Below are 25,219 nucleotides of genomic sequence, written 5' to 3' on the forward strand. Positions count from 1 at the left end.
TTAATTACTGTGTAATCCACACTCACGGTGTTCTAACACTTTAGTTGGATCAAAATAGTTAAACTCATTAGGGAGTGCATTTTCTTCTAGATACACATCTAATTCGGTATCGCTATAGTAATAGAATGGGCTCACCTTAATGACGCCGTTTTTATCTAAACTTACAATGTCGAGACTATCACGTAAAGCGGTTTGGCCTTTTCGAAGGTTGGTAAACCATACATCTGGCTGTAGTTCATTCATTGCTCTCTTAAAAGGTTCTAGCTTCACCTGTTCTGTAAAAATCACATGTTTAGGATCATCTATCTCTGGAATACCTATTGTAATAGCACGATGTGCTACCGTTTGTTTAGGCACATATAATTGTATATTAAGTTGTAGTTTTTCTATAAGTGATTCTGCGTGCACATAAGTCGCAGGCGTATTATAACCAGAATCACACCACACCACAGGAATTGTTGGGTTAGCATGTACACAAGCATATAAGATAGCTGCCTCATACGGTCTGAAATTGGTTGTTACGATAGCATTTTTACTATATGCAACTGCCCATTTACAAATCTCAAGTGGTGTTTTATCTCGTAATTGCTTATTAATCTCTATTAGTTCTTCTGTTATCATGTTCCTTTATTTCTAGGTGTGTTTAACTATTTGCCCCATTTTATAAGATTCCAGATACGCTCATGGAAAAAGTATAAGATCATTTTTGTCACAAAATCTATAGAAGCTATCGATGTTGCAATACCAATTTCTCCTGTAAGCACATAAGACACAATTAGCGTATCTAATGTTCCTATAAATCGCCAACTCAATGCTTTTACAATGCTTCGAATTGGTTTTTCAGAAGATTTCACCTCTTTATAAGAAGGCTCTTTTGATTTATTTTTTGTAAGAATGAATTGATCTAAAATCATATATAAAATTTAAATACCTATTATCCTATCGGATTACTAGGATAATAGATTAGCAAATTTAAAATTTATAGTCATACACAACTCTTAAAACTTTCTTTTTTTATGTTAAAGTTTAAAAAACTATATATTAACTAGTGCATTTTCAATGTCTTGTATAATATCCTGAATATGTTCTAGACCCACAGAAATACGAATTAATCCATCAGTGATTCCTACATTTTGACGTTCTTCCACACTTAATTTTCCATGTGTTGTACTTGCAGGATGACTCACAATCGTTCGTGTATCTCCTAAATTTGCTGTTAATGAACACATCTCAATCGCATTTAAAAATGTGCGTCCACTTGCTAAGCCTCCTTCTACTTCTATTGTGACAATATTTCCTCCAAATTTCATTTGTTTTTGTGCGAGTTCATATTGCGGGTGCGATGGCAAAAAAGGATAACGTACTTGTGTTACTTTAGGATGTTTTTCTAATCGTTGTGCTAATTGTAATGCATTTTCACAATGCTTTTCTACCCTCACAGCTAGGGTCTCTAAACTTTTAGACAGTGTCCAAGCATTAAAAGGAGATAATGCAGGTCCCGTAATACGTGCAAAACGATAAATCGTATCTATTAAATCTGCAGATCCTACCGAAACTCCTCCCATCACACGCCCTTGGCCATCTAGTAATTTTGTTGCCGAATGTATCACCACATCTGCGCCCCATTTGATAGGTTGTTGCAAATACGGTGTTGCAAAACAATTATCTACTATAAAAATCAGGTTATGCTTTCGCGAAAGCGTACCCAACCATTCTAAATCTACGATATCAGTTGCAGGGTTTGTAGGAGATTCTACATACAAGATTTTTGTTCCAGGACGTATGAGAGATTCTATACTAGCTATATCCTGAACATCAAAATACGTATGTGATATATTCCATTTAGGGAAGTACTTTGTAAATAAGGTATGTGTATTTCCAAAAATAGAACGTGCAGAAAGTACGTGATCACCGCTATCCAAAAGCGCTGCGAATGTGCTAAAAATAGCCGACATTCCCGTTGCAAAAGCATGACCAGCTTCTGCTCCTTCCAGTAGACACATTTTCTGTACGAATTCGTGATTATTCGGATTTGTATATCGGCTGTAAATGTTACGTTGTTTTTCTTCGGCAAACGAAGCTCTCATTTCTTCGGCATCATCAAATACAAAACTAGATGTCAAGTACATTGGCACCGAATGTTCTTGATGTTGTGTACGTTCTGATTGGGTACGTATCGCTTGTGTTTCTGGGTGTATATAACTCATTGAATATTTCTTATAACTAATTATTGGATTGTGCTACTTTTAGGATGTCTCCAAAGACACCTCTAGCCGTTACAGCAGCACCTGCGCCCGCACCTTGAATAACCATAGGGTGATCACCATAGGATTCTGTATAAATTTCAAATATAGAATCTGAACCTTTTACTTGCCCAAGCGAACTATCTTCTGGCACAGATACTAATTGCACATCTAGAATTCCCTTCTCTTGTGATAAATCACCATGTAGATCACCAATATAACGGAGTACATGTCCTTCAGGTTGTGCCACTTTAATCTTGGCAAAAACAGAATCAAATTCTTGTAGTTTACTTATAAATTCTTGTGGTGTTCCTTCCCGTAAATGTTCTGGAATAAGATTATGGATCGAAATATCTTCAAATTCATTTTTTAAGTCCAATTCTCTTGCAAGGATCAATAACTTCCTTCCTACATCATTTCCACATAAATCTTCTCTAGGATCTGGTTCTGTAAATCCATTATTCATTGCTTCTTTGAGTACTTCACTAAAAGGTCTATCTTCTTTTGAAAATGTATTAAACAGATAGCTCAACGACCCTGAGAATACGCCTTTTATTCTCGTAATATTCTCTCCTGAAAGGTGCAATAGTTTAATGGTTTCAATCAAAGGCAATCCTGCACCAACATTGGTCTCATACAAATATTGCTTTTGATGATTTTCTAAAGTTGACCTGAGAGATTTATAAAATGTAAAATCGACTGTATTTGCTACTTTATTGGAAGACACCAAATCAAATCCATGTGCTATTAAGTGTTCATAATTAGATATGAACTCTTTACTAGCTGTATTATCTACAGCGATTACATTTTCTAAATGATGCGCATCTGCATAACGAATCACATCATCTATTGTATATGTTTCGCCATCGTTTTGCAATCTAGTTTTCCATTGCTTATCAACTCCATTTTTGGCAAATACTATTTTTTTTGAATTCGCTATTGCGAAAATGTTTAAATGAATATTTTTTCTTTTCTCTATTTCTTTGGTAGATGCCAGAATTTGATCTATTAATGTTCCTCCTACTAAGCCATGTCCAAAAATAGCTACGTTGACCTTTTTCCGAACTCCATAAATCTCTCCATGAATCACATTTAATGCTTTATGTAGTTGTTTCTTAAGAATAACTAAACTTACATTTTTCCCTGTAGCTGTATTATTGACTAATAATGGTACAATCTGATTTTTAATCAGTCGATTGTAGGGTTTATGAAATGTACTTAAGTCTTGCCCAATAATAGAAACTACAGACACATCTTTTCTAATGGTTATAGCGCTTACATCTTTTTTATAGATATCTATTTTGAATTCTTCTTCCAGTACTCTTTTTGCTTTGGTTGCATTTGTACTATTCACGATTAATCCAATCTCTCTTTCTGAAGATCCTTGTGAAATAATACTGATGCTTATATTTTCATAAGCCAACGCTTGAAAAATACGTGCATCTATTCCCACGCTACCTAAAAGTCCTCTTCCTTCAAGACTAATCAGAGATACATTCTCTAGTACTGAAAGTTTTTTAATACCATCTTCGTTTTCTTCTGAAGTAATTAATGTACCCTCATTTTCAGAATCAAATGTATTTAAAATACGTAATGGTATTTTCTTTTCTATGAGTGGAATAATGGTTTTAGCATGCAACACATTGGCTCCAAAGTGTGCTAATTCATTGGCTTCTGAAAAAGAGAGCTTTCTAATCTTTTTTGCATCTGCTACCAAATCTGGGTTTGCAGTATAAATTCCATCAACATGCGTGAAGTTTTGAAGCTCTTCTGCATCTAGAAAATTAGCTAGTAATGAGGCTGTATAATTACTTCCATTTCTTCCTAAGGTTGTAGTTTCTTTATTCCTATTCGATGCAATAAACCCAGTAACTATATTTACTGTAGTACCATTATATTTTTTAAAATGTGCCTGTACTTTCTCCTTAGATACAGTATCTAAAGGTTGTGCATTTCCAAACTGGTCATCAGTTATGATTAAAGATCTACTATCTGTAAAATGAGCATTAACTCCTTTTTCTTTTAATAATGCTGTAACTAATCGTGCAGAGAGTAATTCGCCATGTGATAAGACTTTGTCTTTGATTTTTTCACTGTAATCTCCCAATAAAGAAACTCCTTCAAAAAGTGTATCTAATGTATAAAACTCTTCTTGAGCATCTAAAGCTTCATATCCTTTAAGCTGATAGTTTTTAAACGCTTCTAGTTGTGCCTTATAGTTTTCGTTGTTAGCTGCCTTTTCAAGAATCTCTTCAAGCTCATCGGTAGACGTTCCTCTCGCTGAAAGCACTACTGTAATTGCTTCGCCTTTTTTGGCTCGCTTCTCAATAATATCTACAACAGTTTGAAGTCCTTTACCGTTAGCCAGCGATTTTCCTCCAAATTTTAAAATTTTCATCTTTATATTTTGTATTAAAAATGGTTGTCAATATGTTGTTTAATTGATCATATTCTATGAGAAATGCATCATGTCCATGAATGGATGTGATCTCATGATAATGACTCTGCACTCCTACGCTTTTAAGTAATTGATGCGTATTATAAATAGGTTCAGGATAAAATAATCCATCAGAATCTATAGCTATGAGATATACTTTACTTTTTATCGTTTTTAGTAGATGATGTATTCCCCCTCTTTCTTTAGTAATAGAAGCAGATCCTAATAAGTGATTCATCAGTTTATACGTAGCCAACTCAAAACGTTCTTCCAAACGTTTACCATGATGTAGCAACCAACTTTCTACATTATAGATTCCTTTTTCTTCATGTATAGATCTATTAAACTTTGCGGTAAAAGAGGATGCTGTTCTATAAAAAGTCATCGCATGCATACGTGCATCATGAATAGGTTGAGTTGAATTACATAGTATTTGTTCTTGAATAGCGCATTGTGCGATCACCCAATCGGTCGCTTTCCAATCGGTGGCAATAGGAATAAGATGTGTTATCAACTCAGGAGCTTCGATGGCAAGCTCCCAAAGAATTTGCCCTCCTAGCGAACTTCCTATAGCGGCATACAGAGAGGTAATTTTTAATGCTCTTATTACTTTTAATTGTATTATTGCTATATCACGATTATGAAACTCTTTATAGTCTAAAAGTAAGTTTTCTGTTTTTCCATCAAAACCATTCCCTGGAATGTCTATAGCGAGTATGGTATATTCATTTGTATCAATAACTTGATTTGGACCTACTAATGTATTCCACCAACCTTGTGATCCTGTCACCGTAGAATTTCCCGTAAGGGCATGCACTACTAATACGATAGGTGCCGTTCCTAAAGGTGGACCAAATAGTTGATAAGTAACTGTAAGATCACAGACATAACCTGTGTTTGTTTGAAAAGAAGGTATAAAAAGATTTTGTAGCATAGCTTATGATCTGTATAAAGTGAGAACTCCTATTGAAAAGAAGCCCTCACTTTCCCAACGAATATTAATTATACTAAGACTGTCTTATCTACTTTAGCAAAAGCAGCAATAAGATCTTCTTTTAAATCTTCTATATCTTCTAGCCCCACTGATAAACGAATCAAATCACTAGTTACTCCAGTGCTAGCTTGTTCATCTACACTCAATTGTTGATGTGTTGTACTAGCTGGATGAATGATGAGCGATTTACTATCTCCTATGTTAGCAAGTAATGAAAACAATTGTGTTTTATTAGCAATGGTTTTAGCACTTTCAAATCCTCCTTTTACACCAAAAGTGACAATACCACTTTGTCCATTAGGGAGATATACATCTGCCAAATATTTATAAGCACTACTTTCTAATCCAGGATAATTCACCCATGCCACTTCATCTCGTGTTTGCAACCATTTAGCTAATGCCAATGCATTTTCAGAATGCTTTTTTACTCGAATCTCTAGAGTCTCTAATCCTTGTAAAATCTGAAACGCATTAAATGGACTTAATGCAGCACCATGATCACGTAAACCTTCAATACGAGTTTTAGCAATAAATGCTGCGGGTCCTAAAACATCATGATACACTAGTCCATGATATCCTGCAGATGGTTCTGTAAATTCTGGAAATTTCCCATTACTCCAATCAAAATTTCCTGCATCTATAATAACTCCACCCAACGCTGTTCCATTACCATTTATATATTTTGTAAGTGAATGAATCACAATGTTTGCGCCATATTCGATAGGATTTAATAATGCAGGAGTTGCTACCGTATTATCTACGATAAATGGTACTTTATACGCTTTCGCGAAAGCGGAAATACCTTTTAAATCTAACACATCTAGTTTGGGATTCCCTAGGGATTCTACAAAGAAAGCTCTAGTGTTTTCTTGTGCTGCTTTTTCAAAATTTTCAGGATCTGAAGGATCTACAAATGTCGTTGTGATTCCAAATCGAGGAAGTGTTACATTTAATAAATTATAGGTCCCGCCATATAAACTGCTAGATGCAACGATATGATCGCCTTGCTTTAATAAGGTTAGTAACGTAGTATTGATAGCTGCTGTTCCTGATGCTGTGACTACTGCCGCAAGTCCTCCTTCAATTTCTGTGAGGCGTTTTTCAAGGATATCATTGGTAGGATTGTTAAGTCGCGTGTAAATAAATCCTGGTTCTGATAGATTGAACAAATTTGCTGCATGATCTGCATCTTTAAAAACATAAGCTGTACTTTGATATATAGGTACTGCTCGGGTTCCTCCATTTGCTTCATAATCATGTCCTGCATGCAACGATTTTGTTGCTAATTTTTTTGTACTCATTTTTCTTTTTTTTTGAGTTTAATAATTGCCCAATCACTTCGTGTGAATGGATTAAAAACAAAAGCTTAACATTTCGCTTTCGCGAAATACCTACAAGAAAAATATTATAAGAAAAAACATAAGCTACGCACTTGGCGTGTCTCGATGTTATCTATCCTCAAGCTTCGGTAATGATCGATTCTTGGGTAGAATGTAGCACCTTCTTTCTAAGTGAAAGGGTTGCTAAGGCGTCATAGGGTCATTCCCTCAACCTTTCTTGATAACATTTCAATAAGTTGTTGAACTTTGTGAATGCAAATATTGCAACAGAAAAATGGACTTTCCAAATTTTAAATGAAAAATTTTCTAAAAAAATCAATTATTTCATTTTATTAAGACTTTTAATCTATTTAATTATCATTATGTAGATTTATTTTCTTTATTAAAATTGAATTATCATAGACGTCTATAAAGAATAACACCTATGACTAGTTGAGATGTTCGAATCTTTTTTGAGTATATAAAGGTTAGTCTTAGCCTAGTTTGGATATATAGTTTAGAACATCCTATCTATAAGTAGGAATGAAGCTATTGAATTGCCATATATCGCCACCATTACCCTATATAAATAATTGATAATCATACTATAACGATATATTTTTCGTTATATTTATAGTGTGATTACTAAAACAATAGCACTAAGGTACATTGTAAAACCGTATGTACTTATAGCTGATAATAAAATGTTATAAATCGTTAAGATTGTTTTTAAATCATATCAAACTGAAGAAGAAGTGATGATTGAATTTAGTGAGAATACAATTTAAAGAATAGACACAAACCTTGAGTGTCTTTAAATGATCAAGGTTTTTATTATTTTTTAAATATTATGTATTATGAAAAAATTAATTTCGAACATCGAAAAAGTTAGAGTTTTAAATAAGAAAGAGCAAAAATCAATTAATGGGTCAAGCCAATGTTATTTTGCCTGCCATAACAGTTGTCTTGCTAGTTCTAACGGATGTCGATCACATTACGCCGCTTGTATGGATGTTTGCACTCCTAATTGTTAGGATCATTAACATCTCAATAAGGCTGAATAGTCTTTTAAAAATAAGTTCTGTCGCATTGAGTTAATATTCTCCAGAATTCCGTTAACTTTAAAAAGTAACATTTTATATCAATGTGACAGAACTCTTTTTGGTTGTATACATCTAACTCCTTATAATCAAAATCTGCTACTTTCAAAGCGCACTCCATTTTTGTCTTCTCTTTCAAATGCTTTTTTAAAGTTTTCACTCAAAATTAACTATGCTTATTTAGAATAAATAAAAATAATTGTTTTATTTTGACATTATAAGCTTTACTGCAAACTTATAATCATTAAGCATATGAAAAAAAAACATCTTACGGACATAGAGATCGTTGATCAGGCTATTGTTAACAGAAAGACACAAAAAGTACTAGCTGAAGCACCTTGGACTATTGATGATACTAAAAAAGAGACTCTAAAAGAGACCATTCAAGAGTTATTAAATTTAGCTCAATATGCTCCATACCATTATAAAATACAAGAGGACTATTATACGGATAGTAAACTTACTTCTTGTGTGCCATGGCGTTTTTATATTTTAGATACTGAAGCCTGTAGAAATTTACATATGTTCGTCAAAAATCCAACGGTAAAAAAAGATAAAATACGAGATATGTTAGGTGCAGCAGATGCATTATTAATGGTTACATGGTTACCTCATCCTTCTAGAAAAGATGTAAAAAACACACATCAAGAAAGAGCTTACGAGCCTATTCCATTTGAAGGCAATGGTGTCAATATGGAGCATATTGCTGCTACTTCTTGTGCTATTCAAAATGTCCTTATTGGTGCTACAGCTAGAAAAATACCTAACTATTGGTCTTCTGGTGGAAAACTAAGAGATAAGAAAGTTAGAGACTATTTAGAAATCCCGCTAAACGAAATCTTATTAGGTGCTATTTTCTTATTTCCCGAAGATGTAACAGAAAGGGAAGATGCGACCATCATTCCAGGAGCAAAAAGACATGAAGGAAAAGAAAAAAATACATGGAGCACATGGTTGAATTTAGAGCTCTAAAACTAACTATTGCTATCCAACAAATACCAAATAAAACACACTAATTTATTTTACATATCGTATGACATGTTTCAGCAGTTTCAACATTGTTAAAGGAATACTTACTAAATTTTTAGAAGAGAAAGGGCATAGAAAAACGCCAGAGCGATACGCCATTCTAGAAGAAATTTATGATTGTGATGAGCATCTTGATATAGATTCCTTGTATGTGAGAATGAAGAATAAAAATTATAGGGTAAGTCGTGCTACACTCTACAATACAATGGATTTATTGATAGAATCCCGTCTTGTTCGTAAACATCAATTTAATGATCATGTTGCACAATTTGAAAAATGTTTCTTCCATGGAAAACATGATCATGTTATCTTAACAGACACAGGTGAAGTATTAGAATTTACAAATCCTATTATTGATGAAATCAAGAAAACAATAGAAGAAATGCTAGATGTAGAAATTGATCATCATTCTTTATATTTTTATGGTACTCGGAATAAAAAATCGGATGCCGATACAGAAATTAACAATGCAAAAAGTATATAAAAACTATTTATCATCTTTAGAAATACATTTACACAACAATATACAGGTATGCATATCAATTAAGAATTTTCACATTCTTAAGATTTGAAAATACAAGCAACATAGTTACAAAGGTTTTTTTGTAGCTTTTGGCACAAAAAAGATTTTTACTTACATCCTCGTTAACAGGTTCATCTAGGATAGATTTGTACTGTAAAACATGGACAAGCATCCTATTATTTTATGCTTTGCATTTTACAAAATAATAGTGTGCTTCACCTCCTCGTTAAGAGATTACTAATCGTATTGCTAATTTTAAAAGTTTACTTACATTTGCATCTGAAATAATGAGGATAGATTTGACCGCTTGCAACCTCTGAAAAAAATGCCTAAATAATTACAGTTGAATCTTCAACTTCGGTGTAATTTTCCTAGGAAGCTTTCGTCAAATCGACTTCAAAACATCAAACAAACAACTAATGGCATATTTATTTACTTCGGAAAGTGTATCTGAAGGACATCCAGATAAAGTAGCAGATCAAATTTCTGACGCGCTTATTGATAATTTCTTGGCTTTTGATCCTGAATCAAAAGTAGCCTGTGAAACACTTGTCACAACTGGACAAGTAGTACTTGCAGGAGAAGTAAAAAGTAACACCTATCTAGACGTTCAGAAAATTGCGCGTAATACCATTAATAAAATTGGATATACCAAAGGAGAGTATATGTTTGATGGGAATTCATGTGGTGTTCTTTCTGCTATACATGAACAATCTGACGATATTAATCGTGGAGTAGATCGTGCTTCAAAAGAAGAACAAGGAGCCGGAGATCAAGGAATGATGTTTGGCTATGCAACCAAAGAAACAGAAGATCTAATGCCACTAGCCTTAGACTTATCTCATAAAATTCTTATTGAGCTTGCAGAATTACGTCGTGAAGAAAAAGAAATTACTTATTTACGTCCTGATTCAAAAAGTCAGGTAACAATAGAATATAGTGATGATAATGTACCGCAACGTATTGATGCAATTGTAGTATCTACACAACATGACGACTTTGATGAAGACGAAGCTATGCTTGCTAAAATTCGCAAAGACATCGTAGATATATTAATCCCTAGACTCGTAGCGAAACTTCCTGCACATGTAGCTGGATTATTTAATAGTGACATCAAATATCACATTAATCCAACAGGAAAATTTGTCATAGGAGGTCCTCATGGAGATACAGGACTTACAGGACGTAAGATTATTGTAGATACGTATGGAGGAAAAGGAGCGCATGGGGGTGGTGCTTTCTCAGGAAAAGACCCGTCAAAAGTAGACCGCAGTGCAGCTTATGCAACACGCCATATCGCAAAAAATCTTGTTGCTGCTGGCGTAGCCGATGAGATTTTAGTACAAGTATCATATGCGATTGGAGTTGTTGAACCTATGGGAATTTTTGTAGATACCTATGGGACGTCAAACCTAAATATGACTGATGGTGAAATTGCACAGAAAGTCACTGAAATTTTTGACATGAGACCCGCTGCTATTGAGTCACGTCTTAAATTACGCTCTCCAATGTATAGCGAAACTGCTGCTTATGGACATATGGGGCGTAAAAATGAAACAGTTACCAAAACTTTTGAGCGTATTGATGGCACCACAAAAGATGTAGAAGTAGAACTTTTTACATGGGAAAAATTAGATTATGTTGACAAAGTAAAAACAGCTTTCGGTTTTTAGAATATAATGATCATATCTTTTTGAAGAAATATAGGGAGCTTTTGCTCCCTATTTATTTTAATAACATTTATGTGAAATACAATGCTGCTTGTCTAATTATGAGTTAAACCTTCCTGATAAGCCTTCAATATACTACGAAAAGACATTCTATATGTTTATAAGATACTTCTAATATATTATAGCTATAATACGTTTTCTAATGAAGAATGGAATAATTAACTTATAAATAAAAATGCTTTTACTCAACAAGTATTTGAGCAAAAGCATTTTCTTATGTGCGTATTCTTTATTTTATCCTTTTATTACTTTGTAAACTCCTTTCTGACCATTTGACATTACTTGCATGATATATACTCCTTTGGTTAGGTTTGATATATCAAGGTCTGAGCGCATAGCATTAATCTCTTTTCTAAGTACCTCCTGTCCTATAATATTAACAAGAGAAACTTCTTGAATCTCTGCCTGTGGATTACTTATTGTTAAAATATCACTACTTGGATTAGGGAAAAAGCTAAATTCTTGTAAAAAAGATTCATCAACAGATAATAACTCAGGAACAGTTGCAGTCCATATACCTCTTCCATGTGTTGCCATTAGCACTTGATCATTAACAATTTTCATTTCCCAAATAGATACCGCCGGAATACTAGTTATTATTTCCCAGTTTGCTCCTCCATCTAATGTTTGAAATACACCAATATCGGTTCCTGCCCAGATAATGTCAGTATCAAAAGGCATTTCTAACGCACTATGTACTGGAACATCAGGAAAACCTCGATCTTCGTTCTGCGAAAATCCAGTAATATCTTCCCAAGTAGCCCCTAAGTCAGTAGTACGTAAGATTTTTGCTAATCCTTGTACGCCAAAAAGACTATAAGCAGTATTATCATTTACGTAAGAGCTTTCAATTCCTGTGATTATTGCATCATGAGTTATTCCTGCTCTTGGGTCGTCAAAGACACCTGCCACTGGGTTAAAAGTAAGACCATTATCTGTAGAGATTTGAGGTCTAAAACCTCCAGATTCTAGCATTGCGGTTCCTGCCCATACAATATCAGGGTTTGCATTAGATACATTTACATCTAAACTAAAAGTAGTAGCTGCATAACTAGGATCAGTAATGGGAGTTAAATTCCAATTAGTCCCAAAATCAGTACTTCTCCAAACCCCAGAAGTAGTTAATGTAAATATGGTATTTGGATTTGAACTGGCATTAGATAATCTTGTAAAAAATGTATTAATGTTATTATCTCCAGATTCTGGGTGGTCTATAATTTGAAAAGAAGCACCTCTGTTTAAAGTCCTATCAAACAGTCCAAATTGAGTAGTTACTATAAATTGATCTGTATTAGTAGGATGCCATATGGTTTCAAATCCATCGCCACCTGGCAATCTAATATAGTCAGTATTTTCATCAGTACTGCCATTGTTTGAAAACCAATTGGCATTGTCTTGTGTTCCTCCTATATAATTATCTATTTCATTTTCTTTATCAACTCCATAAAACTGTGTACTTCGTAATCCAAAAACACTTCCAGATGCAAAATCATCTGGAGAAATACCAGGTTCTGCTAAGAAATCTGTAAAAAACACACCTCCATCTGTGTTAAGTATTAATCTAAAGTCTTCAGAACCATCATTTGTAGCAAATGTAATACCATGGTGATCTGGATGTACATTCAATCCAAAAATAGGGCCAGCAAAAGTTGTAGTATCATAGTCAAACGAAGTTCCACTATTTGTAATTCGCACTCTAAAACCAGTAACTGCTCCAAAATATGCAATATTAGGATCAAAAGGGTGCGCTCTAATTACATTATCATACCATCCCTGACCACTTACAATATCTGGGTTATTCGATCCAGAATATGTTAGCGAAGTAAAACTATCGCCTCCATCATCCGAAAGAAACATAGAAGTATTTGCAGCAACATCCCCACCACCAAAAGAATGCGTCGACACAAAAATACGGTCTGGGTTTGCAGGAGATACATCTAACTCAAAACGGTTTAGATCAGATCTATTTAGTACTATTTGCCAAGTCATACCTGCATCATTACTTCTGATGATTCCTAACCCCTGAACACCTCCATATAAGGTTGAAAAATCTGTTGGATCTGGGTTAAGGTCTTGTACATTTCCTCCTGTAAATGTTTGTGTCCAAGTAGTCCCTCCATCTAAAGTAACATATACTCCAGATGCAGATGCAACTATAAGATTATCAGGATCATTAGGATTTAAAGTCATTCTCCCTACATCTCCAAAACCCGTAGTGTTTTCAAGATATTCCCAAGTATTTCCTCCATCTGTTGTTTTTAATAATCCTATCCCAACAATAGCATTCCCATTACCGAATGGTTCTCCTGATCCAATATAAATAATATCCGAATTACCTTCATACACAGCTGCTGCAGATATTGATAGGGTTGGTGTATTAAAGTCGGTTAAATTTTCCCAAGTACTTCCCGCATCTCTAGTTACCCAAAAACCTCCTCCAGCTGTAGTCACAAACCATGTGTTATTATCTGAAGGATCTACTATGATTTCCCTTCCTCTACCTGGTACGTTATTAGGACCACGCTCTGTCATTACCACTTCATTAATATCAAAGGAGTCTGATTCCAAAAACCCTTGAGTAGATAAGCGCTGCATTGCAGATTCATAGGCTATATACCTATATCCTATTGGATATGTTGATTCTTCTGTCCCTAAAGGTTTTTGAATTGCTTCTAGATACTCATCAAGATGCCCAGGAACATTTTTCTTTCCTTCTGTTTTTTCAAATCGTTCTCTTCTAGAATCAGAAGTTTCTTTTTGGCAGGAGATTACCAAAAAAAATAGGGCTAGTAAAATAGCACAGAAAGTTTCATTAAAATAGTGTTTTTTCATAATGATTTTTTTAAAATTAATATTCTATGTTCTCCTTCTGAATTTTGGTTTGGTATATTATCTAAAGTCCCTTGAGGAACGATTCCTTTATAAGGATATATTTTTAAAGAGGTGTTATCATTCCATACAACACTTCCTCCATCAAATTTTGATTCTTCAATAATGTTTCTAGTTTCAAAATCATAAACTACAAAATGAATTTTATTTGCAGAGCCAGATCGCATAGATTGCCTACTATATAGTAATACCATCGTTTTTGAGGTATTATACACTTTCTGAAAAGAAACATTTTCAAAAACTTCTACTCCTATTTTAGAAACCAACACTTCTTTTTCTTCCATACTGATTTTTTTTCCTGAAGTACATTGAATGAAAATCATGTTTATCAAACAAAAAAGTATACCTATAAATATTCTAGAAGCATTATTCATTTTGCTAGTCAGTTTTTATTAATAAAACTAAACAAAGGTACTAAATCGAAAACAGTACATTTGTTTATGTATTGTTAAAACAATTTTCTAAAGGAATATCCTACTTAGTTTATAGACTTTAACAAAATATATTTGAATAGATGTAAACGCTTTCAAGGAATTTATGATGTAGAAGTTTATACTGAGCATGGCGAAGTGCAAAATCGAACTTGTAAGACCAGCAGGCAGGCAGGTTCACGACCTTAGGAAAAGCGAAATGTTAAAGCACATAAAAAAATTACATCTACGTTACTGTAACCAATTCCTATAGTTGATCGTCTTATAACTAATCAATCGAAAAATCACCTCATGAAAATTTTTAAAATACTATTCATATTACTTTTTGTCACCTCATTAAGTGCACAGAATGTTACATCAACTTTTGATCAGCTATTCCAAAAAAAGTATCCTAGTGATGGACCTGGAGCCACTGTTTTAGTTACAAAAAAAGGCAAAGTCCTTTATAGAAATGCTTTTGGAAAAGCAAATCTAGAAAACAACATTGTGATGCATCCAGATCATGTTTTTGAAATAGGTTCTATTACAAAACAATTTACAGCAGTTTCCATCTTAATGCTTGAAGAAGAAGGTAAACTGAACGTTCAAGACAAACTCTCAAAATACCTTCCTAACTATCCAAATGGAGATCAAATAACGATACACCAACTATTAAACCATACTTCAGGCATTAAGAGTTACACTGCCATGGAAGGACTCAATGCGTTTGGGAAAATTGATAAAAGCCCCATTGAAATCATAGATTATTTTAAAGACGAACCTGTAGATTTCCAACCTGGAGAACAATGGGAGTATAACAATTCTGGATATATTGTATTGGGGTATATTATCGAAAAAGTAACTGGAAAGACCTATGAAGATTTTATTCAGCAACGTATTTTTGATGTGCTTGGAATGAAAAATTCGTATTACGGAGATAAAGCAAGAATTATTAAAAACAGAGCTTCTGGATATCAACCTACAGCCCAAGGATTTCGTAATGCGATGCAAATAAGCATGACCATACCCTATGCTGCCGGGTCTTTAATGTCTTGTGTAGATGATATGTTTTTATGGCATAAAGCAATAATAGACAACACATTAATTAGTGCAAAAAGTAAAGCTAAAGCACATACAAACACCTTCCTTAACAATGGAAAACCTACCAATTATGGGTACGGTTGGCAAATTAATGAGCTAAACGGAAAACAAAGTATCGAACATGGAGGTGGGATTTTTGGTTTTGTCACTCAAGGTGTATATGTTCCAGATGAAGATATTTATGTCATTGTACTTACAAATGCTAATGGCAACTCTCCACAAGATATCACCTTAAAACTTGCGAGCATGGTGATGGATACTCCTATGTTTACAAATACGACTTCAGTGAATCTTTCTCAGAAACAATTACAAAAATGGACAGGTACCTATGAGTTTGAAAATGATGTATTACGATTTGTAACCCTAGAGGGAGACCAGTTGTATAGTCAACGAGAAGGGAGTGAAAAAATCTCTATTTCTCCTTTAGATGATCATACTTTTATTTTTGAAGATAGTTTTACCACCTATATTTTTTCTAAAGAAAATGGAAAGAAAAAAGCTGTTTTCAAAAATCGTATTGATGAAGAAGTAGGTGTAGAAAGCACTAAAAAAGCTACTGCTGACAAAGAAGGTATCTCGCTTGATCCAAATGCAATTAAAGACTATATAGGAACCTATAAATTAAATCCTAATTTCAGTATTGAAATCACAACAGCAGGGAATCAAATCTTTGCAGAAGCTACAGGACAATCAAAAATTGAAATCTTTGGCGAAGACACCGATGCCTTTTTCCTAAAAGTAGTCCCTGCTAAATTAATCTTTACACGTGATGCCTCAAAAAATGTAACCCATGTAACGCTTTATCAAGGAGGACAGGAGATGAAAGGTATTAAAGTGAATTAATAGCGCAATAAGATATTATTAAAAGAGTGTTTGAAAAGATTTTTTTTCGTCAAGCTGAACTTGTTTCAGCTTCTCACAAAATTAAGAACTAATACAATGAGATTCTGAAATGAATTCAGAATGACGTTTTTGACTACTTTTCAGACACTCTTTTTCATTTCTATCATAAATATATGCTTTAACAAAAACCCATCTTTTTAGATGGGTTTCTTTTTTGTTACTAATTACGCTTTCGCGAAAGCGTATAAACCATTTATTTAATAGGCCCTATCCCTTTATTTTCTTCTTAAAACGACGGTCTATGAAAAATTGAAATACAAATAATAATAAGAATATCAATCGAGATCCTAAAGGCAGCATGGAAGCTATAAGTGATGCGACTATCCAGATGACCATTACATTTAAACCACGAGCACGATACCACCGATAGTATAGTCTCGTAAAACCTGTTTTCTGCTTCTCTTGGTAGTATACATGGCGTAACATCCATAAATTAAAAAATCCAATAACAGCAAGATTAATACAATAAAACACAAAAGGGCCTGTATGATTAAACCCGTTTACATACATCGCTGTTGAAAAAGGTAATATTACGATAGCCAATAAAAAGAAAATATTGAGCCATAATAGTTTTCCTTTAACGACACTTACGTACTTCATTAATCGTATATGACCTATCCAATAAAGTGCACTCACCAAAAAACTAACAATTAATCCAATAAAATCTGGAATTCTATTAGATAGTAAGGTGGTGAATTTTGTGGTGCTAATTGCACTTGCAGAAGGTACTGCAACTTCTAATATAAGAAGTGTCATGACTATAGAGAATACCGCATCACTAAAATTAATGACCCGATTTTTATCATAGGTAATTTCTTTCATAGAATATCAATAGTTAGTTACAGAAAAGATATGGCTTTATTTTTGATTACATTCAATCACTAATAAAAACAATATTCTTATGAAAACCGATCTATACACAAAAAGTATTCTTACTGTTATTGCTATCGCACTATCTATTATTGTATTAAAAGATATTTCTATAATTCCAGAAGCGCATGCTACCTCAGCAAACAGTGATATACCTGTTGTAAATAGCAGTTATGGTCTTATTCCTGTAAATGAAGATGGATCTATTAATGTACGTTTAGTAAGTACTGAACAACTAGATGTGAATATTAAAAATATTGACACCTATGATGAGTTAAGAGTAGATTTACGTCGTATTAACACCAGTGATGAACTGGATATTAATATAGATGAGATAGGTGGCGGATGGATCTCTAGCGGCGGACCTATTCCTGTTAAAATAAAGCAGTAATTTACTTATCAAGTAATCGTCTGTGGTAATTAATTTGTCCTAAGTGATACGTAAGATGTGACGATAAGTGTATTAAAAAGAACTCATACGTCATCTTTTCTTTAAACACTTGAATCGGATATTCTGATGCAAGCATCTCTTGATCTACCAGCGTCAATGCTTCATGTACAACATGTATTGTTTCATCTATTTGCTGTACGAGTGTTGCTACGGGAACATCTTTGCCAGCAAATTCAAACGCGCGATCACGTACATAGTTTGTATTACCCATTTTTGCACCAATAAATGCATTGAGGTTTCCTAACAAGTGTAGACAAAGATTTCCTCCAGAATTTGCTATAGTGCCATCAATGATCCATAGGTTTTCTTCTTTGGTATATGAAGTGATTTCTGTTTTAAGCCTTGTGAGATCTCTTTTATAAAGTTGTTGAAGTGTTGTTATGGGCATTTTAAATTATTTAAAACGAATATAGTCGATCTCAATGATAAAAGCACTTGCCTTTTCATCATTAGAAATAAGACCTAATCGAATGATACTTGCTAACTCTTCTTCAGATGGATTTCCTGAAAGTTGATTCCCTAGTCGATATTTTTTAAAATTTCGTAATGGAAGTTTTATTTCTCTCCACATTCCATTAGTAACAGGTAATTCATGTTTAAAACTAGGTTTATAGAACCTTTGATAATTGTTTAATGTAAATGCAAAATTCTGTCCTGTAGATTTGTATCTAATCTCAACTTCTGTAAATTTTGATAGATCATACTCCCCATACGCACTTCGATACGATGCAAAACCCCCATTGTTTTCAAGTGATATTTCGCCCGTAAAAACAACACTATCTTCAGTCTCTACAACGGTGCCTTTAGAGCGTCCTCCCATCACACCATCTACCACTACAAACCAGTCACAAGTATCACAAGAAGTCCCAAAATCTATCATGTACATAGATGAGTTCATAAAAAATAATGCAATTGTAATTAGGATTGCTCTCATATTGTAAAGAACTTCTTGCCGTTAATCACATTATAACAAGTTTTCTATATTTTCTTTTATAGTTTCGGCAATACCCGAAACAAATCCGGTTCTCAGGAAGGTTATATTTCCTTCTTGATCTACAACTATATTGGTAGGATATCCAGTGATTCCATTTTGCATAGCATATGATTGACTATCAGGAACAATACGATAATCAAAACTGTGTTTTTCAAAAAACGAAGGCAAACGGTCTTTTGCGGTTGTAGAAAATCCTATGAATTGCACACTAGGATTGTCTTTATATGTTGCTACCAATTCATTAAGCTCTGGCATTTCATGAATACAAGGTTTACATTCTTTAAACCAAAAATTTACTACCGTTACTTTCCCTTTTAATTCTTCTGAAGTTATTTGCTTCCCTTCATAATCTACAAGATCAAATTTTGGAAGTGGCTGTCCAACACTTTCTTGAAGCTTTGCTTCTTGTTCTTCAAACTGAGCCATCATTTTCATCATCTCCGCTTTTTGCTCCTCACTTGGAGGTGCAAGTATTCCTACTGAAACTTCTCCATCTTCATTCTTATATAGTTTAGGAAAAGAACCTCCATTAAGATACTCCATTGCCTCATCTTGTGTTAAAGAGTCTCCTTCTGCATTATAAAATGTTACGTCTTCAATCTCAAAACTAAGACTTTCCATCTCTTCATTTGGAATTTCTGTCAGCCCATCTAAAAAAGAAGTTTTATTTGTTGTCGTTTCGTTTTTGCAGGATACTAATATGAATAACATACATAAACAGACAGTTTGTAGGATTGTTTTCACTTTCATAATGTAGTTTAATTAAATGGTTAGTTTTCTATATACGCTCTTACTGTATACACCCGTACTTCGGCTTTGCTCAGTATAAACTTCTTCAAAGCTTTTATACGCTTTCGCGAAAGCATAAAAAGCATATTACAAATTATACTTTACTGTAAAGATAACATAACGCGGCTGAACGAAATATTCTGTGTTTGAAATCAAGATATCATTCACATTATTATTACTAATAACATCTACATCTAATAAGTTAGTTGCTTGTACTCTAAACTCCCATTTACTTTCAGGTTTTTGGTAATACAAGTTGGCTTCTAAAAACTGATATGTATTACTTAAATCTGTACTGTCATCATTATCATCATAGTCATAATAACTCCAATCTGCAGCAAATGTAAATCCTTTTAAGAAGTTTACTTCCATGTTTGCAAAAGGTCTATTGGTAATAAAAGTACGATCGGTAAATCCATTATCAGAGCGTGTACTTGTGTAGTTATACCCTACTTCAAAATTAGGCGCTTCTTTAAAATTGGTCTCCAAACTTGTTTGATAATTCTGTGTAAAATTCTTCGTGTTACGATCTTGACCATTAATTACATTGTTAAGATCGCTCCAAGAGACATTTCCTCGTACATTCCACTTGAATTTTTTGAATGTTTTAGAGAAACGCGCATTCCCTCCATAGGTCTCATCTACAAAATTTGTATTGTTTATAGGCGATGAGATTTGATCAATTCCTTGAAATACGCCTGCCGTTTTTACAGGATCTATACGTCTGCTATAATTTACGCCTCCAAAAATACTTGTGAAATTAAACATACTAAAGCTGAAATAGTTTAAGTTCACATTATGGAAGAGTGCATTCTCTAAGTTGCGATTTCCTCTAAACAAACGGTTAAAATTATTAAACACAAGCCCCTCAGCATAATTACTCACATCTGTGTATTGAGCCGTTACTTGGTAGTTTAATTGCAATCTTTTACTCTGTGCAAATTGAGCTATGGCAAAGAAATCTGGCAATACTAACCACTGATTATCTTCTGTAATACTTCCAGCTTGATCACTTTTAATCCCATATCTATGTAATGTAAGTCCTGGCGTAAAGGTGTAAATACCTGTTTTAAACTTATAGTGTGCTCCTAAAAACCAATCACTAAAATTAAATTGCACATCATTTCCTAGTGATGCAACCTCTCCTGTGTCAGGATCAGGTAGTGAATTATCAAAATCTTCACGTCCATTACCTTCTAAAATCTGAAAAATATTAGAGTTAAAATCCTGTCTACTTAATGTACTTCCAAGTGTCAAGTTAATATTACTCTTATTATTGATTACATAGTAGTAATCTACTTTTGCATCTAGTTTATTAGATCGTATCGTTTTATCTTGACTTACATTAAAAAGATCTTGTCCTTCTGTCGTTAATGGTAATACAGATTGAAAAGGTTGCTGACTTACCAATGCGTTATAAAAAGGGTCTTCCTCTTGAAAAAGGTGTTGCGCTGTAGCGGCAAAAATGTTGTTCTCATTTAGAGTATAATACACATTTAAATTCTGGTTCACAGAAAACGGGCTGTTTTCTTTACGTTGATCTACGTTGTCTATTTGCTCTACAAAGTTCCCATCAGGATCTGTAAAACGTTCTATAGAAGTACCATCAGAAAACTCTGTTTGTTTAGATAATTTAGCTAATACATCATAATCTACCTGAAGATTTGTACTTGGTTTATGTACAGCGCTAAATTTTACCATTCCTAATTGATTACGCTGGTCACTTACTTCGTTAAATTCTTGAGACACCCCTCCGTTTATAAACGTATTTAATGAGTTATTTATAAAATTAGTACGGCCATCATTCAAAATTGTAAATCCGCTAAGATCCCACGTTTTTGAAGGGCTATAGGTAAAGTTAGCTCCAATAAAATCAGATTCTATCTCATTGGCTCTATTGTTTTGTGTTGTTAGGAAGCCTAATCCTCCATCAGAAATATTAAAAGAGGTTCCTCCTCGTCGATTAAAGCCTCTAAATCCTCCTGTAAAATTAAAGTAGTCTCTAAACGTGAAAGGGACTTCTCCCGTGTTATTAAAATTCCCAATGACATTAATACTCCCTTTGGGACTATAGTAAAACAATTTAGGTTTTACAGTATATCTAAATTCATCACCACCTTCTCCGGCTCCTGTTGTAATATCACCAAACCAAAAATTCTTCTTTCCTTCTTTAAGTTTAAGGTTAATGGCTATATTATCTTGATCATTTCCTAAACCTCGCATTTGAGATACTTCATTATAATTTTTGAGAACTTCTACTTTTTTGAGGGCATCTGCAGGAATATTCTGTGTCGCTAATTTACTATCGCCATCAAAAAAGTCTTTCCCTTCTATCATTACTTTAGAAACTTTTTGGCCATCTACCTCTATTTCCCCATCATCTGTCACCTCAACACCAGGAAGTTTCTTTAGTACATCCCCTAGCTTCTTTTCGTTTCCATTGGTAAAACTATCGGTATTATATACAATAGTATCTCCTTTTACCGTTACAGGCATTTCATATACGAGTTCTACATTATCTAATTGATTAGGATCTGAAACTAAGGTAAAATCTTTTGTGTCATCTGCTCCATTTTCTGGAACCGTATAATCTACAACTTCTGATTTTAATCCTAGAAAACTCACCTTAAGTTCGTAGGTCGTATTTACAGCTAATTCTAATTTATATCGACCTTGAGCATCTGTTATTCCGTAAGATTCTAAGGTGCCTTCTGCTTTATTTGTAGCAATGATATTGGCTAGCTCTAAAGGGTTTCCTATACTGTCTTTTACAGTACCTCTAAGTTCTATACTTTGGGCAAAGAGACTCAAGGGCATTGCAAAGAGCAACACCAACATACTAGTTTTTAAACGCATTTTGATTGTGTGTATTGGTTCGTTATTCAAGAGTATATATTCTTGAATTTCTATTGTTTATATATGATGATTGTAGTATGATTATCCGCCAAATCGACCGCCTCTTCTACCACCGCCTCCGCGACGGTTACCGCCTCCATAACGTTCAGACATCTCCTTTGCTTTTTCATCTACAATTTTTCGGTACTCTTCTCGTGTTACCTCTTTTCCTTTTTCAGGAACTTCAATCACAATTTCTTCTTTAGGGTTTAGTACTACCTTTGTACATAACATGGTGGTATTATTAGTACTTAGTTCTAAGATAAGTCCTGGAAGTCCTCCAAAATCGTCAGGTCCGTGGCTTGCAGGAATCATAGGTGTATACCATGCAACAATGGTTTCTGTTTTAGGTTCTGGTTTTTCAGCAACTTTATCTTCTGTACTTGCTGTCTTGAGCGTATCATCTTCCTTTTCTCTTGCCTTTTGAGCATTTCTTGCACGACGTCCCATTCTACTCCAAATGTTCTGCTCAATATCTCTTGTTGCTACCGCTTTAAAAACAGGATACTGTCCTATCATCTTACTCTCTTTTACGAGTTCCCATTCTAGATGATTAATCGTATCCTTGATTAAAAAGACTTTCCCAAACATATTGTTTTCTCTTGCATACGCATTTTGATCTACATTTTTATAGATTCCTCCTTGCGTAAAACCGCCTCCAAAACGACCACCACCTTGTCCGGGTGTTGCTAGTTTTTCTTCTTCTTTGTAAAAAGATTCCGTATTGGTGAATGTAAGCGTAAACTCTTTTTCCAAAAAGTTTTTCATACGCTCCATAATTTGCTTTTTACGTTGCTCAGACATTTGTTGCCCATCTCTTGTAAAACGTGACATATCTATTGTTGTCTTTGTTTGATACGTAGCAACTCCTTGTACATTTTGAGCATACGTAGTAAGTGCAAACAAGCTTATAAATAGCATGATAACACTTCGCATATTTTTGAGAACCATAGTGTAATTTGTTTAGTTCGTTAGACTATAAAATTAAACCAAAGTTTAGGCGACTTCTTTTTTTTAAGAATACTTTATGATTTCAGCAAGGTTACTTACCCTCCTATTTTGATAGAAAACGTATTTCCATTTTCTTTTTTACGTCCTCCCCCATCATAGCGTTCCATCATTTCTTTTGCTTTTTCTTCAGAAATTTCTTGATATTCTGCCTCACTCACCTTCTTTCCTTTTGTAGGAATCTCCAGTGTAACCCCATCTTTAGGATTAATAACAACTTGAGTACACATCATGGCCATCTTACCATCGCTCACTTCAAGTATAAGACCTGGCAATCCCCAAAAATCATCTGGACCATGTTGCACTGGGATATCAAGTGTATACCACGCTGTGGTTACTTTTTCTACCTTTTTTACTTCTTCTTCTCCTTCTCCATTTATTTTATGAAAAGATCGCTGTTCTACTTCTTTAGTCCAGGTAGCTTTAAAACACGTGTACTGTCCTATATTTTTTGTTTCTTTTTCAAGTTTCCACTCAGGTTTTTCAAGTTTATCTTCTATAAGAAACTGTTTCCCCATCAAATCACTTTGTTGCGTATACGTTTGATCTTTGATATTTTGATATAAAACATCACTATTCCCACTTAGTACGATACTAATTCCTCCACTTGGTGGAGCTTGTGGTTTATCAAGGGTTGCTTCTTCTTTCCAGGTAGCTGCTGCTTCATTAAAAGACAAGGTATATTCTTTCTGAAACTGCTTGCGTAATTGCTCTTGGATTGACTTCTGCATTTCATCATTCATCCCAGAAGTGCTGTCCATTTTAATATCAACATGACGTTGGGTTTGATAGGTGGCTACTCCTTGAATGCTTTGTGAGTTCGCTTTCGCGAAAGCGAATACTAAAATAAATAAGATGATATTTTTCATAATCTAGTAAAGTTATATAGTTTTTAGTGTTTTGACTTCTCTTCTTTTTCTTCAATCTCTTTTACAATAACGGCATGCTTCTCTTTAAGTTTTTTAGCGAGTAATTTTAAAGCATCACTATCATTTATTGATATCGATAATTCCGTTAGTTTTTCTTTTAAATCATCAAGATTTAATGCTTCTAATCCATCTAATATAGTTACTTCTTCATCAGCATCTAGAGTAAAAGCATATGAAATAGACGTGTTATTTGAATCATCACTTGATTTTATGATAATCTTTTTACGTACATCATCTATGTTATTAGTATGGTCTATTTTTTCTAATAATTCTTTTAAAGACGTAATGTCATTTTTACTCCATGTTTCTTTTTCTTTTAATGATGCTTGTAATTTTTCAGAAAGTTCTGTGATTACATTTTGTATTCTTTCTTTTTCTTGATCACTTATCTCAATGATTGCTTCTTTTTTGATAACCGTTTGTGCAAATGTTGTTGTGGTTATACATAAGGCTGCGATAATAGTTAGTAACGTTTTCATGTGTATTATGATTTTATGGTTATACATTTTGAACACTACAAATTTGCATATCTTGAATCTATATTTACGTTAACCAACGTTAACGAGTGTTAACCGATTTTTTTACAAGGGATGAACCTCCTACTT

The 25,219-nt window shown here is 33.9% G+C and carries 21 protein-coding genes and 1 riboswitch; of the genes, 5 read left to right on the plus strand and 16 right to left on the minus strand.

What is annotated here, in order from left to right; genetic code table 11:
• The 6 genes from Q1A60_RS13215 to Q1A60_RS13240 all read right to left on the minus strand — a co-directional run bounded on the left by Q1A60_RS13215 (nucleotide 1) and on the right by Q1A60_RS13240 (nucleotide 6,975).
• Complete coding sequence (locus Q1A60_RS13215) at nucleotides 1-621, minus strand: phosphoadenosine phosphosulfate reductase family protein (protein ID WP_299767339.1); 621 nt, start codon at nucleotides 619-621, stop codon at nucleotides 1-3.
• A 26-nt stretch (nucleotides 622-647) separates the two neighbouring features.
• Nucleotides 648-914: a DUF2061 domain-containing protein gene (locus tag Q1A60_RS13220; protein ID WP_299767338.1), complete on the minus strand. Its 267-nt coding sequence runs from the start codon at nucleotides 912-914 to the stop codon at nucleotides 648-650.
• A 120-nt stretch (nucleotides 915-1,034) separates the two neighbouring features.
• Nucleotides 1,035-2,207, minus strand: a complete 1,173-nt coding sequence (locus tag Q1A60_RS13225) for an aminotransferase class I/II-fold pyridoxal phosphate-dependent enzyme (RefSeq protein ID WP_299767337.1) — start codon at nucleotides 2,205-2,207, stop codon at nucleotides 1,035-1,037.
• A 16-nt stretch (nucleotides 2,208-2,223) separates the two neighbouring features.
• Nucleotides 2,224-4,641 carry a bifunctional aspartate kinase/homoserine dehydrogenase I gene (gene thrA, locus Q1A60_RS13230; protein WP_299767336.1) on the minus strand — a complete coding sequence of 806 codons (2,418 nt, stop codon included), beginning with the start codon at nucleotides 4,639-4,641 and terminating at the stop codon, nucleotides 2,224-2,226.
• Entirely contained in the window at nucleotides 4,604-5,614 is a 1,011-nt protein-coding gene (locus Q1A60_RS13235; RefSeq protein ID WP_299767335.1) for an alpha/beta fold hydrolase, read from the minus strand. The genes thrA and Q1A60_RS13235 overlap by 38 nt, the downstream gene beginning before the upstream one ends.
• A gap of 68 nt (nucleotides 5,615-5,682) precedes the next feature.
• Nucleotides 5,683-6,975 carry an O-acetylhomoserine aminocarboxypropyltransferase/cysteine synthase family protein gene (locus tag Q1A60_RS13240; RefSeq protein WP_299767334.1) on the minus strand — a complete coding sequence of 431 codons (1,293 nt, stop codon included), beginning with the start codon at nucleotides 6,973-6,975 and terminating at the stop codon, nucleotides 5,683-5,685.
• A 144-nt stretch (nucleotides 6,976-7,119) separates the two neighbouring features.
• A riboswitch (SAM riboswitch) is annotated at nucleotides 7,120-7,241 on the minus strand.
• A 1,104-nt stretch (nucleotides 7,242-8,345) separates the two neighbouring features.
• Here Q1A60_RS13240 and Q1A60_RS13245 point away from each other — a divergent pair.
• From Q1A60_RS13245 to metK, 3 genes are all read left to right on the plus strand, one after another.
• Entirely contained in the window at nucleotides 8,346-9,065 is a 720-nt protein-coding gene (locus tag Q1A60_RS13245) for a nitroreductase family protein (protein WP_299767333.1), read from the plus strand.
• Between the two features lie 61 nt (nucleotides 9,066-9,126).
• Nucleotides 9,127-9,606 carry a transcriptional repressor gene (locus tag Q1A60_RS13250; RefSeq protein WP_299767332.1) on the plus strand — a complete coding sequence of 160 codons (480 nt, stop codon included), beginning with the start codon at nucleotides 9,127-9,129 and terminating at the stop codon, nucleotides 9,604-9,606.
• 458 nt (nucleotides 9,607-10,064) lie between these two features.
• Nucleotides 10,065-11,318, plus strand: coding sequence for a methionine adenosyltransferase (gene metK, locus Q1A60_RS13255; RefSeq protein WP_299767331.1), 1,254 nt, complete (start codon nucleotides 10,065-10,067; stop codon nucleotides 11,316-11,318).
• 291 nt (nucleotides 11,319-11,609) lie between these two features.
• Here the strand turns inward: metK and Q1A60_RS13260 are convergent, their stop codons facing one another.
• Together Q1A60_RS13260 and Q1A60_RS13265 are read right to left on the minus strand one after the other, a co-directional pair.
• Nucleotides 11,610-14,207: a T9SS type A sorting domain-containing protein gene (locus Q1A60_RS13260; RefSeq protein ID WP_299767330.1), complete on the minus strand. Its 2,598-nt coding sequence runs from the start codon at nucleotides 14,205-14,207 to the stop codon at nucleotides 11,610-11,612.
• Nucleotides 14,204-14,548 carry a hypothetical protein gene (locus Q1A60_RS13265; RefSeq protein WP_299767329.1) on the minus strand — a complete coding sequence of 115 codons (345 nt, stop codon included), beginning with the start codon at nucleotides 14,546-14,548 and terminating at the stop codon, nucleotides 14,204-14,206. Before Q1A60_RS13265 ends, Q1A60_RS13260 begins: the two co-directional genes overlap by 4 nt.
• Before the next feature lie 438 nt (nucleotides 14,549-14,986).
• Here Q1A60_RS13265 and Q1A60_RS13270 point away from each other — a divergent pair, with 438 nt between their 5' ends.
• Nucleotides 14,987-16,618, plus strand: coding sequence for a serine hydrolase (locus tag Q1A60_RS13270; protein ID WP_299767328.1), 1,632 nt, complete (start codon nucleotides 14,987-14,989; stop codon nucleotides 16,616-16,618).
• Nucleotides 16,619-16,885: 267 nt separating this feature from the next.
• Here Q1A60_RS13270 and Q1A60_RS13275 read toward each other — a convergent pair whose 3' ends face one another.
• Nucleotides 16,886-17,500 (minus strand): TMEM175 family protein, encoded by a 615-nt coding sequence (locus tag Q1A60_RS13275; protein WP_299767327.1) that lies wholly within the window; start codon nucleotides 17,498-17,500, stop codon nucleotides 16,886-16,888.
• Nucleotides 17,501-17,579: 79 nt separating this feature from the next.
• Here Q1A60_RS13275 and Q1A60_RS13280 point away from each other — a divergent pair, with 79 nt between their 5' ends.
• Nucleotides 17,580-17,939 carry a hypothetical protein gene (locus Q1A60_RS13280; protein WP_299767326.1) on the plus strand — a complete coding sequence of 120 codons (360 nt, stop codon included), beginning with the start codon at nucleotides 17,580-17,582 and terminating at the stop codon, nucleotides 17,937-17,939.
• Nucleotide 17,940: 1 nt separating this feature from the next.
• Here Q1A60_RS13280 and Q1A60_RS13285 read toward each other — a convergent pair whose 3' ends face one another.
• The 7 genes from Q1A60_RS13285 to Q1A60_RS13315 all read right to left on the minus strand — a co-directional run bounded on the left by Q1A60_RS13285 (nucleotide 17,941) and on the right by Q1A60_RS13315 (nucleotide 25,093).
• Nucleotides 17,941-18,387: a DUF1572 family protein gene (locus Q1A60_RS13285; protein ID WP_299767325.1), complete on the minus strand. Its 447-nt coding sequence runs from the start codon at nucleotides 18,385-18,387 to the stop codon at nucleotides 17,941-17,943.
• 6 nt (nucleotides 18,388-18,393) lie between these two features.
• Nucleotides 18,394-18,933, minus strand: coding sequence for a CIA30 family protein (locus tag Q1A60_RS13290; RefSeq protein WP_299767324.1), 540 nt, complete (start codon nucleotides 18,931-18,933; stop codon nucleotides 18,394-18,396).
• A gap of 30 nt (nucleotides 18,934-18,963) precedes the next feature.
• Nucleotides 18,964-19,704, minus strand: coding sequence for a TlpA disulfide reductase family protein (locus tag Q1A60_RS13295; protein WP_299767323.1), 741 nt, complete (start codon nucleotides 19,702-19,704; stop codon nucleotides 18,964-18,966).
• Between the two features lie 165 nt (nucleotides 19,705-19,869).
• A complete protein-coding gene (locus Q1A60_RS13300) occupies nucleotides 19,870-22,638 on the minus strand; it encodes a TonB-dependent receptor (protein ID WP_299767322.1) in 2,769 nt (922 codons plus the stop codon).
• Nucleotides 22,639-22,719: 81 nt separating this feature from the next.
• The gene (locus Q1A60_RS13305) at nucleotides 22,720-23,628 is read right to left on the minus strand and encodes a GLPGLI family protein (protein ID WP_299767321.1); all 909 of its coding nucleotides are present in this window, start codon (nucleotides 23,626-23,628) and stop codon (nucleotides 22,720-22,722) included.
• 95 nt (nucleotides 23,629-23,723) lie between these two features.
• Nucleotides 23,724-24,554, minus strand: coding sequence for a GLPGLI family protein (locus tag Q1A60_RS13310; protein ID WP_299767320.1), 831 nt, complete (start codon nucleotides 24,552-24,554; stop codon nucleotides 23,724-23,726).
• A 23-nt stretch (nucleotides 24,555-24,577) separates the two neighbouring features.
• Nucleotides 24,578-25,093, minus strand: coding sequence for a hypothetical protein (locus Q1A60_RS13315; protein WP_299767319.1), 516 nt, complete (start codon nucleotides 25,091-25,093; stop codon nucleotides 24,578-24,580).
• Nucleotides 25,094-25,219: the final 126 nt, after the last annotated feature.

This window comes from uncultured Dokdonia sp. (assembly GCF_947492535.1).
Classification (GTDB): Bacteria; Bacteroidota; Bacteroidia; order Flavobacteriales; family Flavobacteriaceae; genus Dokdonia.

Coding starts and splice junctions, on each gene's coding strand:
- Q1A60_RS13215 (WP_299767339.1), bottom strand. CDS start 621: ATGATAACAGAAGAACTAATAGAGATTAATAAGCAATTACGAGATAAA.
- Q1A60_RS13220 (WP_299767338.1), bottom strand. CDS start 914: ATGATTTTAGATCAATTCATTCTTACAAAAAATAAATCAAAAGAGCCT.
- Q1A60_RS13225 (WP_299767337.1), bottom strand. CDS start 2,207: ATGAGTTATATACACCCAGAAACACAAGCGATACGTACCCAATCAGAA.
- thrA (WP_299767336.1), bottom strand. CDS start 4,641: ATGAAAATTTTAAAATTTGGAGGAAAATCGCTGGCTAACGGTAAAGGA.
- Q1A60_RS13235 (WP_299767335.1), bottom strand. CDS start 5,614: ATGCTACAAAATCTTTTTATACCTTCTTTTCAAACAAACACAGGTTAT.
- Q1A60_RS13240 (WP_299767334.1), bottom strand. CDS start 6,975: ATGAGTACAAAAAAATTAGCAACAAAATCGTTGCATGCAGGACATGAT.
- Q1A60_RS13245 (WP_299767333.1), top strand. CDS start 8,346: ATGAAAAAAAAACATCTTACGGACATAGAGATCGTTGATCAGGCTATT.
- Q1A60_RS13250 (WP_299767332.1), top strand. CDS start 9,127: ATGACATGTTTCAGCAGTTTCAACATTGTTAAAGGAATACTTACTAAA.
- metK (WP_299767331.1), top strand. CDS start 10,065: ATGGCATATTTATTTACTTCGGAAAGTGTATCTGAAGGACATCCAGAT.
- Q1A60_RS13260 (WP_299767330.1), bottom strand. CDS start 14,207: ATGAAAAAACACTATTTTAATGAAACTTTCTGTGCTATTTTACTAGCC.
- Q1A60_RS13265 (WP_299767329.1), bottom strand. CDS start 14,548: ATGGAAGAAAAAGAAGTGTTGGTTTCTAAAATAGGAGTAGAAGTTTTT.
- Q1A60_RS13270 (WP_299767328.1), top strand. CDS start 14,987: ATGAAAATTTTTAAAATACTATTCATATTACTTTTTGTCACCTCATTA.
- Q1A60_RS13275 (WP_299767327.1), bottom strand. CDS start 17,500: ATGAAAGAAATTACCTATGATAAAAATCGGGTCATTAATTTTAGTGAT.
- Q1A60_RS13280 (WP_299767326.1), top strand. CDS start 17,580: ATGAAAACCGATCTATACACAAAAAGTATTCTTACTGTTATTGCTATC.
- Q1A60_RS13285 (WP_299767325.1), bottom strand. CDS start 18,387: ATGCCCATAACAACACTTCAACAACTTTATAAAAGAGATCTCACAAGG.
- Q1A60_RS13290 (WP_299767324.1), bottom strand. CDS start 18,933: ATGAGAGCAATCCTAATTACAATTGCATTATTTTTTATGAACTCATCT.
- Q1A60_RS13295 (WP_299767323.1), bottom strand. CDS start 19,704: ATGTTATTCATATTAGTATCCTGCAAAAACGAAACGACAACAAATAAA.
- Q1A60_RS13300 (WP_299767322.1), bottom strand. CDS start 22,638: ATGCGTTTAAAAACTAGTATGTTGGTGTTGCTCTTTGCAATGCCCTTG.
- Q1A60_RS13305 (WP_299767321.1), bottom strand. CDS start 23,628: ATGGTTCTCAAAAATATGCGAAGTGTTATCATGCTATTTATAAGCTTG.
- Q1A60_RS13310 (WP_299767320.1), bottom strand. CDS start 24,554: ATGAAAAATATCATCTTATTTATTTTAGTATTCGCTTTCGCGAAAGCG.
- Q1A60_RS13315 (WP_299767319.1), bottom strand. CDS start 25,093: ATGAAAACGTTACTAACTATTATCGCAGCCTTATGTATAACCACAACA.